General features: G+C 66.9%; 8 protein-coding genes and 2 pseudogenes. 6 read left to right on the top strand and 4 right to left on the bottom strand.

The genetic code is table 11. The features are described from left to right. Positions 1 to 7: 7 nt before the first annotated feature. Entirely contained in the window at positions 8 to 1,411 is a 1,404-nt protein-coding gene (locus OG965_RS10910; RefSeq protein ID WP_371651588.1) for a restriction endonuclease, read from the top strand. 136 nt (positions 1,412 to 1,547) lie between these two features. Here OG965_RS10910 and OG965_RS10905 read toward each other — a convergent pair whose 3' ends face one another. Then, positions 1,548 to 2,999, bottom strand: a complete 1,452-nt coding sequence (locus OG965_RS10905; protein ID WP_371651586.1) for a hypothetical protein — start codon at positions 2,997 to 2,999, stop codon at positions 1,548 to 1,550. 735 nt (positions 3,000 to 3,734) lie between these two features. On the opposite strand from OG965_RS10905, the gene OG965_RS10900 reads away from it, so the two are divergent. Both OG965_RS10900 and OG965_RS10895 read left to right on the top strand, forming a co-directional pair. Further along, the gene (locus OG965_RS10900; protein WP_371651584.1) at positions 3,735 to 6,749 is read left to right on the top strand and encodes a DEAD/DEAH box helicase; all 3,015 of its coding nucleotides are present in this window, start codon (positions 3,735 to 3,737) and stop codon (positions 6,747 to 6,749) included. 110 nt (positions 6,750 to 6,859) lie between these two features. Then, positions 6,860 to 7,503: pseudogene (locus tag OG965_RS10895) on the top strand (ISKra4 family transposase); the annotation flags it as partial. 530 nt (positions 7,504 to 8,033) lie between these two features. On the opposite strand, the pseudogene OG965_RS10890 reads toward OG965_RS10895, so the two are convergent. The 3 genes and pseudogenes from OG965_RS10890 to OG965_RS10880 form a co-directional block, all read right to left on the bottom strand. Next, positions 8,034 to 8,521 (bottom strand): annotated as a pseudogene (locus OG965_RS10890) (transposase family protein); the annotation flags it as partial. Positions 8,522 to 8,642: 121 nt separating this feature from the next. After that, the gene (locus tag OG965_RS10885; protein WP_371651583.1) at positions 8,643 to 9,764 is read right to left on the bottom strand and encodes a glutamate--cysteine ligase; all 1,122 of its coding nucleotides are present in this window, start codon (positions 9,762 to 9,764) and stop codon (positions 8,643 to 8,645) included. Further along, positions 9,761 to 11,002 carry a pyridoxal phosphate-dependent aminotransferase gene (locus OG965_RS10880; RefSeq protein ID WP_371651581.1) on the bottom strand — a complete coding sequence of 414 codons (1,242 nt, stop codon included), beginning with the start codon at positions 11,000 to 11,002 and terminating at the stop codon, positions 9,761 to 9,763. The genes OG965_RS10885 and OG965_RS10880 overlap by 4 nt, the downstream gene beginning before the upstream one ends. A 224-nt stretch (positions 11,003 to 11,226) precedes the next feature. Here OG965_RS10880 and OG965_RS10875 point away from each other — a divergent pair, with 224 nt between their 5' ends. The 3 genes from OG965_RS10875 (at position 11,227) to OG965_RS10865 (ending at position 15,649) form a co-directional block, all read left to right on the top strand. Beyond that, positions 11,227 to 12,750, top strand: a complete 1,524-nt coding sequence (locus OG965_RS10875; protein ID WP_371651579.1) for a hypothetical protein — start codon at positions 11,227 to 11,229, stop codon at positions 12,748 to 12,750. A 153-nt stretch (positions 12,751 to 12,903) separates the two neighbouring features. Then, positions 12,904 to 14,094, top strand: coding sequence for a hypothetical protein (locus OG965_RS10870; RefSeq protein ID WP_371651577.1), 1,191 nt, complete (start codon positions 12,904 to 12,906; stop codon positions 14,092 to 14,094). A gap of 124 nt (positions 14,095 to 14,218) precedes the next feature. After that, complete coding sequence (locus tag OG965_RS10865; RefSeq protein ID WP_371651575.1) at positions 14,219 to 15,649, top strand: hypothetical protein; 1,431 nt, start codon at positions 14,219 to 14,221, stop codon at positions 15,647 to 15,649. Position 15,650 lies beyond the last annotated feature (1 nt).

Raw genomic sequence — 15,650 nt, 5'->3', positions numbered from 1 at the left:
ATACCCCATGGACCAGATCAGCACCTACCGCGCACTCCACCACGCGGCCCCGGGGCAGGAACAGGCCCGTGGTAGGCAGTTCAACGCCTTCCTTGCCGACTTGCTGCGCCGCGGCAACCTGCATGACGCGCGCAGTGATCTGCGCGGTCTTCACGGGCGGGACGAAATCGATGTCCATTTCACCCTCGGCTACACCAGCTGCATCCTGGAGGCCAAGTGGGAACGCGAGAGGGTCGATGAGACGGCGATCGCCAAGCTCAAGGGCCGGCTGGAAACCCGACGTCCCGGTGTTCAAGGCTTCTTCGTGTCCATGTCGGGATACACCAAGGCCGTCTATGACAAGGCCGAGTACCACGCGCAGATCCTCCTGATGGACCGGCAGCACGTGGAGGCGATGGTCGCCGGCCTGTTCAGCGCGGACCGTCTCTTCCACGAGCTGCTGTCGGTGACCGGCCGCCAGGGCGGTGCCTACGTGCTTCTGGCCGGCCTCCTCGACACCCCGGCCGCAGCAGGCGAGCCGCTGCCCGCTCTGCGTCCGGTCGACCAGCCGATCGAAGGCTTTCCCGCCTGGCCCGAGGCCGGGCTGACCGTCTCCAGCGTGCTAACTTCCGGCGGGCCGTGGGCGGCTGGAAAAGTGGACGGCATGGCGTCCACAGCGGACGGGCGTCTGCTGTGGACGACTCGTGAAGGCGTGCTGCAGGTCGCTCCTGACAGTGGCGCCAGCATGTGGACGACCGCCCCGTCCTTCTGCCACGGACCGGCCCTCTCCGAGGCCGACGGCAGCATGGTCGTGCTGGTCGAGGAGGCGGCGTTGCGCTTCTGCAAGGACAGCAGCGTCGATGTCGCCAGCGGCGGGTTCGTGGGCAGCCGACAGCTCCTACCCGGGCCCGACAACACTGCGTGGGTGTTCGCCTCGTCCGGACCGCGTAGGGCCGAAGGCCACGGTGGCCACACGCTCACCCAGCTTGCAGCGGACTTTCCCGACGGCGTTACCTGCGAGGTCGACTTCCCCGGTTGGGTCCATCAAGCCGTTCTCACTGGCGCCGGATCCCTCTACATCAGTGGGGGCGGCCACAGCGTCACTACCGATTGTAAGCACAACTGGCGCTGCCCCGCGGACCGCTGGGCCGATTCAGCACCCCTCACTCCCGATGCCGCGCTCGCCGTAGGCGACCACACGGTGCTCCTGGCAGGCCGAAGCCCCCAGGGATTCGAGAAGGCCGTCTACGCCGTCGACATCCACGACCACACCTCTACGTTGTTGCTCCGTCTGCCCAACACCACCCAGATCACCGGATTCGCCCACGGGCCCGACGACATGGTGTACCTCCTGACCGACATCCGTGGCAACGATCAGACCCCGCGGCCTCACCTGCTGCAATTGGAGCTCCCGGCCACGATGCTGCGTTGATCTCCGACTTGGCCCCACTCTGCGCGTCAATCGCGGCCCCGGCACCGAGCCCGCCATTGTTTCGGACTGCCCGCAAGCAGTCACGGCGGTGGCCTACCTGATCACCCGCCGCTTCAGCTGGACGGCCGTCAATTTGCTACTGGTAGACGGTGGTGATCGATGTAGAGACGCTGGATCCGCTGCCGGGGGCGGTGTAGGAGATGGTCCACACGGCGGCTGTCTTGTTCGGGTAGCCGTACAGGTAGCCGCCGTTGTCGCAGCCGTATTTCAGGCGCTGTCCCGCCAGCGTCAGGGTTCCTCCGCCGCTGAACGAGCAGCGGGCGCCGTCGGCCAGGGCAAAGATGATCGATTCGATGTCAGTTCCGCCCGGCATGTAGTTGTTGTTGCCGGGAAAGCCCTCGGGGACCGACAGTTCGACCATGCGGCCGGGAGCTCCGTCCAGGCACAGCGCGCTGGTGTCTGCGGGATCGGAGTCCGGGGAGAAGCACGGGTCGAGGATCCGGTCGCCGGCGGTGCAGCGCCAGGCGTCCGTGCGCATCGTGGATTCGGCGGTCCCGAAGCAGGAGCCGCTGGCCCGGTCGGTCATGGTGATGCCGGTTGCCGGGGTGCCGCCTGGGGACCAGGGGCTGAGGGTGACCACCTGGGTCTGCGTCGCGGACGACGCCGCGGCGGTCGGGGTTTGTGACTCGGTGACGGCTGTGCGGGCGAGGGATGACGTGGTCGCAGCCGGTGTGGCGCCAGGGGTGGAACGGGCCGCGGCCGACTGCGGGGAGTGGGTGGCGCGCGCTGGGGCGTGGCCGGGGGCCAGCGCGAACCAGGTGCCTGTGGCGGCCGCGGCGAACACGGTGGCCGCGACGACGATGAGCCGGGCGCGCCTGTAGGGAGGGCGTATCGCGGCAGCCGACCAGGCGGGGTCTTCGACGGTCGGGGGGTGCCACTGCTCTGCGATCAGGTTCGGGACCTCGGTTGGCCGGTCGTGGACATCCCCGAGGACCTGGGTCGCCTGCTTGCCGAGCAGCTCGGCGGTCTCCTGTGCCACGCCAGCGGACGGCGGCCGGTGGTCCGGGTCTTTGGCGAGGCACGCCGTCACCAGGTTGAGCATGTCGTCGGGGACGCCGTCGAGGTCCGGCTCCGCGTTCAGGACGCGGAAGGCGACGGCCTCGGCGTTGCCGGTGCCGAAGGGGTGGCGGCCGGTGGCTGCGAAGGCGAGCAGTGCGCCCCAGGCATAGACGCCCCTGGCGGCCCGGCGGTGCTGCCACGGTAGTACTCGGGGCTCAGCCAGCCCGGGGTCCCGGTGAGCAGGCCGGTGCGGGTGACCGCGGTGCCGTCGGCGACGTGGGCGATACCGAAGTCCAGTACCCGCGGTCCGTCCGGGGCCAGGATCACATTCGCGGGTCAGGTCGCGGTGGACCACCCCGGCGGCGTGCACGGCCGCGAGCGCCCCGGCCGTCCCCGCGGCGAACAGGTGCAGCTGGATCCCGGCCAGCGGCCCGTGCACCGCCGTGTGCTCTCCGAGCGTCGAGCCGGGTACGTAGGCGGTCGCCAGCCACGGGATGTCCGCCTCGGGATCGGCCTCCAGCAGCGGCACCAGACACGGACCCGACACCCTCCGCAGAACTTGCACCTCGCGCCGGAATCGGGCCCGGAACTGGTCATCCGCGGCCTGCCCGGCGTGCACGGCGTCACCGCTACCCGCTCTCGCTCCGCTCCCCGACCGCGGCGTACACGGCGCCCATCCCACCCGCGCCCAGCGCCCCGATCACCCGGAAGCGCCCGATCCGAGCCGGGTCAAAAGCACGACGAGCAGCAATCCGCGACACGAACAAGACCCCCGCCGAGAGCGATTGTGGACGGGATATGAACCCTAGCGGGGATCGCCGATGCCACAAGCCAGTTGGCATCGGATGGGATCCGCCCATGCCATGCTCCCCAGGTCGGCCGCACGGCATCCGGCACGCTCCCCACCACACTTGACAGACGCCCGCCCAGCGGTGGGCCTGTTGCTGCCCCAGCACACGGCCAACCACGCGCTCTCTACGGTGCGTATACCAGTCAAGCAGGCCATGACCTACCGGAAGTCCTGGCAGATTTTTCGCGGAGCCAGGTGCAGTCCGAACCGAGCGGCGTGCATCGCCGCAGCTGGCTTCACCCCAGAGCGGAAACTCTCAAAGACTTCAGTTGGTAACCGACCCCTCATCGTCTCGATCATTTGGAACGCCACCCGCAATGCGGATATCGCAAGAGTGACTCGTGACTGCTGATAATGTTACTAACGCCTGATTTTTGATTAGCTTCTTGAAGCACCTACCTTGTGCGAGGCATCATGAGAGTGGATCCCTCCGGCCGGCTCAGGCATTGTGATATTGAAGGCAACATAGCCTGGCGCCTCGTGGCTCCGAATGGTGCTGCCGACCGTGTCGACCCAGCCCAGGTGCATGCCTCGTTCGATGAAGCCTTCCGGTTCCGCCAAGAGGACTTGCAGCGGGGCTTGGCTGGCTTGCGGGAGCCGCAACTTGGAGCCGTACACGCAGTTCTTGGGCACTGGGCGTCAAGGCGGCCTGAGCCCGCTACGGTCGTCATGCCCACAGGGACGGGCAAGACCGAGACCATGGTGGCCTTGTTGGTGGCCGGGAGCGTTGAGCGCCTGCTGGTTATCGTTCCTTCCGACGCCTTGCGGGACCAGGTCGCGACCAAGTTCGAAGGACTGGGGCTGCTGCAGGACTTCGGCACCGTAACCGGGTCGGCACTCAAGCCGATCGTCGGGCGGGTCAAACGCGGGATCCAAGATCCCGTCCTGGCTCACGAGTTCGCGGCGTACTGCAATGTGATCGTGGCGACACCGTCCGCCATGCAGCACTTCTCCCCAGAAGCACGGGATGCCCTGATTGGGGCGTGCACCCATTTGTTCGTCGATGAGGCCCATCATGTGACCTCGCAGACTTGGCGTGAGATTCGCGATCATTTCGGCGGGAAGCGCGTTGTCCAGTTCACGGCCACCCCGTTCCGCAGCGACGGCGCCGACCTCGGCGGCCGATTCGTGTTCAGCTTCTCACTCAAAGACGCATATCAGCAGGGCTACTTCTCAAAGATCACATACGCTCCCGTGGTCGACCTGTTTGACCCGGACCGCGCCATCGCGCAGCGGGCCGTCGAACTTCTCCGCGAGGATCTGACTGTCGGCTTCGACCACCTACTCATGGCTCGGGTCAAACGGATCGGCCGCGCCGAGGATGTCCTGCCGCTCTACCAGGAGCTCGCTCCCGACCTGAACCCTGTCATCCTGCACAGCAAAGGCCGTAGGACAGACCTCAAAGCCGCGCTGGGAGCGCTCCACGACCGGAGCAGCAAGATCGTCGTCTGTGTCGACATGCTCGGTGAAGGCTTCGATCTGCCCTCGCTCAAGATCGCGGCAATCCATGACCAGCACAAGAGCTTGGGCATCACGCTGCAGTTCATCGGCAGGTTCACACGAGTAGCCGGCACCTCGATCGGGACGGCGACCGTCGTCGTCAACCGCACCGAGACTCAGTTCGATGAGAACTTGAAGAAGCTGTATGCCGAGGACGCCGACTGGAACGACGTAATTGAGATCCTCTCCGCGCACGCGGTCGGCGAGCAGGAAGAACTCAGCGACTTCGAAGAGGCCTTCTCAAGCCTGCCCGACGGGGTCTCACTCCGGAACATCGCACCGCGGATGAGCACCGTCGTCTATCGCACCAGCACTCTGCAGTGGAAGCCCGAAGCGCTCGCGCCGTTCTTCGGCGACCGGCTGCTCACCCACCCGGTTGCGATCAACGAACGAGACCGGGTCGCCTGGCTCGTGGCACGCGAGCGAAAACCCGTCGCCTGGGGCACAGTGAAAAGCCTGGAGGACGTCTCGCACGACCTGTACGTCCTGTACTGGGACAAGACACACGGACTGCTCTACATCAACAGCTCCAACACCAGCAGCATCCATGAAGATCTTGCCCAAGCGGTGGCTGGCCCGGATGCCATCCGGATCAAGGGGTCAGTCGTCTACCGGATCATGGCGAAGATCCGGCGGTGCGTGCCGACCAACGTAGGGACCCTCGACGCCCGCAGCCGCAGCCGCCGCTTTCAGCTCGCGGTCGGCGCCGACGTCCTACTCGACTATCCCGAGGCAGCAAGACGCAACAAGAGCCAGACCAACATTTTCGTCAATGGCTACGAGGGCGGCGAGCGCGTCAACGTAGGTGCCTCGCTGAAGGGGCGCGTCTGGAACTACGGCGTGGCACACACACTCAAACGCTGGGTCGACTGGTGCGATGAAGTCGGCGCCAAACTCACCGACGAGACTGTCGATCCTGCAGACGTCCTCAAGGGTTTCATCATCCCCACCGAAGTCGCGGAACGTCCTGAGCTCGTCCCGCTGGCCCTAGAGTGGCCGATCCAGTTCTTCCTCGGCATCAACGAGAGCGTCGAAATCAAGCGCGACAACTTCAGCTGGCCAGTGATCGACACCGACCTCACCATCACCACGTTCACCCGTGAAGGCCCGATCGGCTTCACCCTTCACACACCGCACTGGAGCGTCGAATGCCAGATCACCATCGCGGGCGGCCGCATCAATTTCACGTGCGATGGTCCCGAACCAACAGTCGCGATGAGCCGCCAAGCCCAGCCATTCGGCGAATACTTGAACCAGCACGGTCTACGGATTCTCTTCGAGGACGAAGCGATCCTGGAACCGGACATGCTCCTCATTCGCCCAGCAGGAACCGTTGCGCCATTCAGCCCCGAACGGCTCCTGACCATCGACTGGACGGGCATCAACCTGCGCAAGGAGACCCAGGGCGCCGACCGTGACCCCACTTCCATCCAGGCACAGACCATCCAGCACCTCCTCGGCGAGGCCGACTGGGACCTCGTCATCGACGACGACGGCGCCGGCGAAGTCGCAGACATCGTCGCCGCCCGCATCGAAGGCAACCAGCTCCATGTAAACCTCGTCCACTGCAAGTACGCGCACGGAGACGTCCCCGGTGCCCGAGTCGCCGATCTGTACGAAGTGTGCGGCCAGGTCCACAAATCCACTAAATGGAGGCACCGCCCAGGTCGTCTCTTCAACAACCTGATCCGCCGCGAAGGTCACCGCCGTGACCAAGGCCGGTCTGGACTGGAAAAGGGGACGGACCAGACACTCTACGAACTCGCCCAGCGCGCTCCGCTCCTGGAACCCAAGTTCACTATCACCATCGTTCAGCCCGGTGTCTCCAAAGCCCGCGTTTCCGAGGACCAACTTCATCTGCTCGCCTGCGCCGAGGTGTACGCGATGGACACTGCCAATAGCGTCCTCCAAGTGATCGTCCACCCCTAACCACGGGACGTAGCAAGCCTCGCCTCTTCGGCTCAGGTGCGGTCTTCGCCACGGCCTTCGTAGCCAGCAGTTGGGTTCCGGCCTTCATCTAGTCGGCACCCTTCGGTGCATGGTGCACCGTCTCGGTAATCCGTCCTCCGGAACAGGTCGTCGCCCACGCCTTCGTCCAGGCCGAGGCCCGCGACCCGCAGCAGCTACGGGACTGGATCGTCAGTTGTTGACGGCGCCCGCCACCAACTTGACCTGATCCAAGCCGAAGCCGCCCGACGCGGCATCCGCCTCAACGTCCTGCTCGACTTCGTCCATGTCGCCGAGTACTGCTGGGCAGCGGCGCATGCTTTTCATCCGCCCGGCAGCCGTGCGGCCGAGACCTGGGCCGCGGACAAACTCACCGCGATCCTCGCCGGACACGCCGAACGCGCCGCCACCGAGATGACAGCCCAGGCTACAGCCGAACGGCTCCCTGCCACCGCTACCTCGCCGGCCACCTCGATCAGCTTCACTACGACACCCCCTCGCGGCCGGCTGGCCGATCGCCACCGGCGCCGTCGAAGGCGCCTGCCGTCACCTGACCACCGATCGCCTCGACATCACCGGCGCCCGCTGGGGACTCGACGGCGCCGAAGCCGTCCTCCAACTCCGCGCACTGATCACGAACGGCGACTTCGACAACTACTGGGGCTTCCACACTGCCCGTGAACATCAACGCCTCTACCCCGGCCCCGACCAGCAGAACTACAGCCTCACAGCTTGATCCCGACCGTCACTTCAGAGGACCCGCACCCATCAGCATATGGGAACCAGCCGGCTTGCCTTGTAAGCGCGGGGCACCCCAAGTCGGCCGTCGTCGTAGCCTCAGCTGCAGTAGGTCAAGCCAGGCTGCCGTGACGCTTAGCTCGGTAATCAGCCACATCACCGGCGTGGCCGCGGCACAATTCGCAGGCAGCGGGTGCCGCAGCATCCAGGGATGTGTGGGAAATTCCGTCGCCGCAGGTCAGGTCTGATGATATGCGGCACCCCGAAACGCTACAGCGCGAATCTCAAACGCCTTTTCAGTGTTCTCGCAGCTCATGACATGTGTCGCGAATGGCTGCGCGGAGCCTGATTCGCTACAACCAGCGAAGGCGCGAGGTGGCCAGTCGCACGCATCTCGCAGCCCACTCCTGCTCCGACCCGGTAGGCACTCACCAACTGGGCGGCACGCCCATTGCTATTTAAGTAGCCGATAGCTCAGCCCTGCTACATGCCCATCTCGCACACCCCGCAGCCAGACACTGAGTTCTTTCAGCGCTGTCGCTCTAGGTCGAGGACGGCGGCGGAGATTGACGACATTCGATTCGGGCTGCATCGCGCCTTGCGGAAGATCCGCCACGACTTGAGCCGTGCGACTCCGCCCTCGACGGGTGCTTGGGCCATGGACAGTGCGCGGTTGACGGTTTGCTGTGTTGGTGTGAGGTCGCACCCGGCTGGCGTCTGAGGGGTGTCGCCACCCATGATCCAGCTCCCATGTAGGCGCGGTCGGCGAGGATCGGCATGCCTTGACGTTCGCAGATTCGGATAATCTGGTGGGTGCGGGCCACGGTGAGGTTGTGCGTACGGCCGGGCAGCGCAGGCGAGATCTACAACAGCTGGTCGTCCGGATCGGTCACCAACTGCGCGTTCATGCTGTGCTGGCGGTGTTTGGCTGAGTATTGGGCTCGGCCGTCGCCCAGTCGGCCGCACTCCGCGAGAGTGCCGTCGAGCAGGACGTAGTTGGGATTGGCCTCGCGCAGCTGCCAGCGCTGAACACTCCAATGTGTTCATGCAAGCAATCACTCGGTGTCACTGGCGATCAAGAAGCTGACTGCGGATAGAGGCACTCCTCCGTCACGGCTGGTCCAGGCCAAGCCATCGCTACTGTCGTTGCACGGTCACGGGGAAAATGACTGCGTCGACAGCTGCGTGAAGGCCTCCGTGCTGTCGTACGGCTGCCCGCTGGCGATCGGCGCCCGTGCCCAAGGAACACATCCGCCTGCGCAGGCGGATGACGGTGGCCAGGTCACCCATCTGCTCCAGGCGCGGGCGCAGCCGGCGGACGAGCTGCTGTACGCGGACGGCCACGGCGGAGGCGGGATCGTCGCCGGTCCGGGGGTGAGCCATCCCGTCTCGGGCCGCCCGCCAGATCATGGCGTTCACCTCGGCGTCCTCGAGACAGGGAGGACGTACGCCGCGCCGTACGGCGTCCAGTGCTTCCAGCACGGCGGCACGCGCCAGAGCGGCGACGAGGAGAGTGTCGGCGACAGTGGGCTGCGTGTCGGCGATCCTGATCTCGACCGTGGGGTAGGTGGCGGACGGTCGCGCCCACCAGTAGACGTCCCGCTCGCCCTCGGCGACACCGTGGTGCCGTAATCGGCCGACGGCCTGGTGGTACCCCTCCAGTCCGTCCATCACCGGAGGAGGGCCGATGGTGGGCCAGCGGCCGGCCACCACCGCGCGCCAACTGGCGTAACCGGTGTCCCGGCCCGCGTGGAAAGGGGAGTTGGCGCTGATCGCCAGCAGACACGCCAGCCACGGTCTGAGATGACCGCATGCGCGTATGGCCTCGTCCCGGTCCGGAACGCCGACGTGGATGTGCAGACCGCATGTACCTTGCTCGTCGACAAGGCTGCCGAACCGGTCGGCCAGTGCCTGGTACCGGGGTGTCTCGCACAGCGGAGGTGGTCCGGCAGATGTGAGTGCCGGAGTGCCGGAGGCCGCGATCCGCCAGCCGTGCGACGCCGCGGCACGGGCCAGAGCCAGGCGGCCCCGGGCCAGGGCACCGCCGACCTCGGCCAGCGTGGTGCAGACCGGTGTTATCAACTCGACCTGCATGGGTGTCAGCTCCCCCGTGACGGCAGCGCCGAGCCGTGCGGCGGCGGGCAGAACGAGGTCCGCCCCGGGCACCGGGCCGCGGGTGGCGGCGTCCACCACCAGGAACTCCTCCTCGACTCCGACGGTGCCCTCGGCCGAGGACTGCGGAGGGAGCGGGCGGGTCATTCGGCCTCCGCCCCGGCCGCCGGCGAAGCCACCATGTCCGGTGGGGCTGCCATGTCCGGTAGGGCTGCCGCGAATCCCGACAGACCGGTGCGCGCGGCGGCTAGCGTGGAGCGGGACCGGTTGAAGGCGACACGGACGAACCGCCGCATGCGGGGATCGTCAGCGGTGGTGAACAGGCTGCCGGGAAGCACGGCGACACCCGCTCGGGTGAGGAGGCGCTGTGCGAGCTGGTCTCCGTCCGCCGACCCGTCGCGCTGCTCAGCGGTGAAGTAGCAGCCGCCCTCAGGGTTCGTACAGACCAGACGCGCGTCGGTGAACATGGCCACCGCCTCGTCACGCCGGCGTTGCATCGCCTCGCGGGGCGTCCGGACCGCCTCGTCCAGGACCGCGGTCAGGCCCCGTTGCAGCGGTGACGGCGCACCACCGGTCAGTGCCTCGTGGACGAGGCGGACGGCGCGCGTGGTGCGCGGCGTGGCGCGTACGTACCCCAGGCGCCATCCGCTGAGGGCATGGCTCTTGGAGAAGCTGCCGATGCTGACGGCGATGTCCTCCAGACCCCCCTGATCGCAGACGGAAACGTGCGCCCGGCCGTCGTAGGCGTAGGCCGCATAGACCTCGTCGCACACCAGCCACACCCCGTTCCGGGCGCAGCGCATCCCGACGGCTCGGACGGCCTCGGGCGAGAGCAGCCTACCCGTGGGGTTGTGCGGGCTGTTCAACAGGACGAGGCGGGTTCGCGGCCCGATCGCGTCGAGGAAACGTTCCAGATCGAAGGCCCAGTCGGGCGGGCTGAGCGGTACGAAGCGCGGGCGGCCACCGGCCAGCGCCAGGGCGGAGAGGAAGTTCGGGTAGTAGGGCTCGGTGAGGACGACCTCGTCTCCCTGGTCCAGGAGTGCGAGCAAGGTGGCGCTCAGGGCTTCGGTGGCCCCGACGGTCACGGTCATCTCCGTGTCCGGGTCCGGCCGGCCGCGCAGACGACACGCCACCGAGGCCCGCAGCCGGCTGTTTCCGGCGGGGACGTCGTACTGGTTGTGCCCCTGGCGCATCGCGTGGCTCGCCGCGTGGACAGCGGAGCGAGGGGCGGTGGGGAATTCCGGCGTGCCCAACGCGAGGTCGACGGTGTCCGACCCGGTCGCGATGGCCAGCCAACGGCCGAGGCCCTCCGGCATACCGCGTAAGCGAGGTGACAGAGACGCGCTCGGGGCCGAGCCGTGCGGGCTGCTGATGGCATCCGTCATGGTGGTTTCCCTCATGTCTGCGGGGACGGAGCAGGGACGCGGCGTGCCCGAAAGCCTGCCTCGAGACGGGCTGTCGCCACTATTATGACGATCGCCCGGTTGGGGGGCACCTGCCCATCTACAGGTGAAAGAACGCCTGTTGCGATGCGGGAAGAGGGTGGGCTGGGGTGGGGATGCCGTGCAGGGTCCGCAGCGGCCTGTCATTGAGTTGGCTCGTAAGACTGTTGATCGGTGTCACGGTCGCTTCCGCCCTTTTCTGGCCCGCCCCGGCAGGCGCCTACGCCGACGAGGCCGGCATCCGGGTCGTTCCGGCTGAGCTGTCCTTACAGTCCGGCGCCACGGGCCAGGTGGATGTGCTCGTGCGGGGCCGGACGTCGAAGCCGCTGAGACTGTCCTCGGTGCCGGTGGCGGGCTTGTCGGTGGTGATCTCCCGGGTGGAGAGGTCGGCCGGAACGACCCGGTGGCGGGTGCGTCTTCACTGGTCCTGGGAGCGGGCCTCCGCGGCCGAAGTGGTTTTCGAGGCCGCCTCACCGGAGGGCACCGTCGGCGTGGGGAGCCTGTCCGTCACGCCCGTGCCGCCGGTAGGTGTCGACCAGGTGGTGAAGGTGTCCTTGATGACCACGCTGACGGTGCTTCAGGAGGGCCGTCCGCGAGACGTCGACGTCATGGTCCACAACGTCTCGACCATGCCGGTCGCGGTGGAGAGCGTGAGCGCGGCCGTGTCGCCGGACGGGCGGATATGTCCCTGGCGGTGGGCTTCCCGTGCGAGGGACGCGCCTCCTTCCTGCGCCCGCGCACCATCCGCCTGGTCACCACAGCCTGTCGCCCCGGGCGCGGTCGGGGCGTTCCGGTTCCGGGTGGAGGCCCTCTCGCGGTCGCAGTCCGGGGACCACGAGGCCGTGTTCACCACTCGGGTGTCGTTCGAGGAAGCCGGGGTCCAGCGGCAGGCCGAGATCGTGTCGGCCCATCGCTTCTCGTACGCGGTGCTCGGGGAGTCGGAGTTCCTCACCGGCGTCGGCGTACCGTCCTTCCTGCTGCTGCCGGGCTTCCTGGTGCTGATGGCCTATCGGATTCCGGCGCGGCGTGCGGCGGCGCGCGGGGTGGAGCTACCGGCTCTGGACGCCAGTGCCCCGGAGTTCGTCGCCGTGTCGGCCACGCTGTCCATCCTGGCCATCCCGGTGTACTGGGCCGTGACATGGGCTCTGGGCAGTCCCCGCACCTATCTCCAGGGATACGGGGTCAGGGACCTGATCACGGTGTGGCTGGCCTCGGCCGGAATCGGCTTCACGGCGTTCGCGCTGCCGTGGGCCTGGTCCAGGACGAGCGCCGACCGAAGGACACCCCGCACGAGCGATGACCCCCGGACCCTGCTGCGCAGGCTGGCGCGGGCGGGCGGTTCGCTGGTCCTGCCGCAGGTGCGATTCACAGCGGAATCCGGCCCGGAGCGGCAGGGTTTCCGCCTGGCGGGCCGGCCCGACCAACCGGACGAGGTGTGGTGCGTACCAGCGATCCTCTGCGTCATCGATCCGGCGGCGCCCGCGCCCCGGGTCGACGAAGTACAGAACGCCCTGCGCGGTTCCGCGCAGGAGCTGTGGCGCGTGGTGCGCGGACGTCAGGACGTGACGCTCTCCTGGGCGCCGGGGGTGCTGCAGCATCCGGTCAAGGTGACGACCGAGGCCATCACCGCCGAACTCGTCCCGGCTCCGGTGCTACGGGAATCGCTGCCCGGCGGGCAGCAGGGTCCTTGACCTCGGTGGAGAGTTCGGGGCAGCCTCCGTGAGACTGCCCCGCGGCGACGAGCGCCGTTTGGGTTCTCGACCCACCCGGTAGCCGGGCGACCGTGGGCTTGCCACGGGCCTCGAACCGAATCTCCCCCATACTAGGGCGAAAGCGGGACCGGCATGGCCATCCTGTTGCATCAGGTGCGGATCAGCTACGTCTTCTCCTCCGTCGTACCCGGACTCGCGGCGCCCCCGGAGCGGGCTGTCGTCGTGCCCGGCTTCCTCACTCCGGTCTCCTATGACCGGGTCTTCGGACAGGCGCGTTCCTCCGCAATAGGCTCACCTGCCGGCACGTGGCCGGGGATCACGGGCGCGTTCCCGCTGACGCTGCCCTGGCTCGGCGCCGGCAGCGCGCAGGGCGACATCAGCAACTTCTGGCACCGGTCCCTGCGCACACGGTCCTACCGGGATGCCTCCGGCGCACAGGCGTGGCAGGCTCAAGTGCCCTTGCGTCCGCGGCTGCCGGTCAAGGTGACCTCGACACAGCCGTCAGTGCGGGTGGCGGTGGAGGCGCTGTGCCATCCGCTGGCCAACACCGTGACGGTGTCCCTGACATGCCGGGGAACCGACGATCCGCGCGGCTGGGCGGAGCGCGTCGCCGGCTACGAGAGAGACCTGCGGCTCCAGCTGGCGGACGAGGCCGGCACCGCCCGATCCATCAGGGCGACCGCCTCGGTGCTGCTGGACCGCCTTGCCGCGGCCAGGGGCGCCTGGCCGCCCGGGGCGGAGGACCGTGGCACGGACCCCTTTGTCGTGATCTCCCTCGTCGAGGGCAGCGGCAGCGACGAGGACTGCGCCCTCGCCGAGGGCAATGACGTGCACCGTTTCCTTGCCTGTCTCGCCGAACGGGAAGGATGGGCGGGGGTCGCCCGGCCCGGACCGCTGAGCGAGCACGGCCTGAGGGGCCGGGCATGGCGGTCGGGAGGCGTGCTCTTCGCGGTCGACAGGGTGCGGGTGGTGTGGGCGCCGTACCGGTTCCGGGCTTCGGGTCGGTGTCGCTGGCTGGGCTGTTACCACCGCAACCTGACGCTTTGTTCGACCCTGGTGGAGTCCTGGATCGGCAATGTGCGCTGGGCCGCCGAAATGATCCGTTCCGGATCGGCGGTGACCAGGGGATTCGAGTTGGTGGAGCGTTCGAGCCGACTGCTTGCGTTTCTCTATGGCGCACAGGAACGTTCGGATGTCGTGTACAGAACGCGCAGTGCGGCCGCTCAGATCGCACACAGTGGCGTGTGCGGTGATCTGACAGAAGTGCGCAACTACCTCGGGCATATGAACGAGTTAACGCCTGCTCCCTTTAATGTCGAATAATCGATGTTGGCCTACGGGACGGCACACGCTAATATCGTCGCCCACGGTGGCCACAGGCCGAGCTCGTTCGCCACTGAGCCCCCCATTGAAACGATGATCGGCCGAGCGACACCGCGGGAGGGCCATGAACGCCAACCGGAGCCGAAGCGGAATCAATGCGGAGCAACGCGGTGCCGCGGCGGAGAGCACCTTCCACGACCTGATGCTTCTGTGGTTGGCGAACATGGCACCCTTTCACGTTTCCAAGACCCAGCCCGACACACAGAAGATCGATTACCTGGTGCGCATTCCCTCACTGTGGCGGGCAGCGGATCAAGTCGAGTTCAGATGGCAGATCAAGTCGACCGACAAGGAGAAGATCCGCCTCGTCTCCGAAGGCCCGCTCGACTGCTTATGCCTGCGGTACGAGGCAGGACGCAAGATGATGGAGGGTTTGTACGAGGCGAGCCGTACCGGACGCCTCCTGCTGGCGCTGGCCGTGCAACGCGACACCGAGGTTCCGGCATACGACCTGATGTACTTACCGCCGACCGATCGCTTCGACTGGTACGTCCTCGACCTCGAGGAGTACTTTCGACGTGTCGAGTGGCAGAAGCAGGGTGGGGCGATCTTCGTCCCGGCGCACAACCGGCTGAACCTGGCCACCTTCTCCCTTCTGTGGAGCGCCCACTGGGTCGACGGGTTCTTCCGCGTCCTCGTCGGATCGGACGTGTTCAGCGTGCCCGAGCTGGCCTCCGACATCAGAACTGTCTTCGACGAGAGATCGAGTCTTGAACTCGTCCGGCAGTACAGATGGGATTTCCTGCAGAAGAGACTGCCGCGCTATCGCAAGGAGCTCGACCCGGCCGAGTTCGCGAAGATCAATTTTCGCACCGGACTGGCCGGCGCACTCGGCATCATCCGGGAGCGCATGCATGACGCGGCTGCCTGTATCGACGTGGTGCGCAACTACTGTCCGGAGGCCCTGTTCGGAACGGCCAATCTATGGCTGTTCTCGACGTGCTACCACCACTTCATGAAAGCCACGTACGACATAAGCCGTGGCAAGTCGGAATTCACCAGCGAACGACTCCTACCTCTCCCCAACGAGGACGCCCAACTGGTCCCACGCGTACAACTGGTCACCCTCTGGCATGTGATGCTGCGTTACCGCGCCATGGGTACAAGTGTGCGACTAGTGACACCTCCCAGCGTCGACGCCGGAGCTGACTACAGCTACTACGGCGGCGGAATCGGCTATTTCCCCTGGATCAGTCTCGCCGAGAACTCTGCGAGCTGGGAGATCGATGTCTGCAGTATTCGCTCGATGGCCGACAACATCGACTTCCTCGAAGCTCGCAGCCGGGAGACCCAGTTGACGCTGTCCGGCGGTGGCAGAAAGGAAGCGGCGCGTCTGTTCGGCATCCGCGAGGAAGACCTCGCGCTCCCCGACCGGACGCCCGTCCTGATGTTCCCCAAAGAGTCAATCTTCATCCGCCATCCAGTGGAGCTGTTCGGGGCCGGTCGACTCGTACTGCCCCAGCAGCCCCTGCCGTCCCACCCCTCGTGGAGTTGAC

It is taken from the genome of Streptomyces sp. NBC_00224 (assembly GCF_041435195.1).
Taxonomy (GTDB): domain Bacteria; phylum Actinomycetota; class Actinomycetes; order Streptomycetales; family Streptomycetaceae; genus Streptomyces.
The sequence above is the reverse complement of the archived record's forward strand: the minus strand, read 5'-3'. Positions and strand labels throughout refer to the sequence as shown.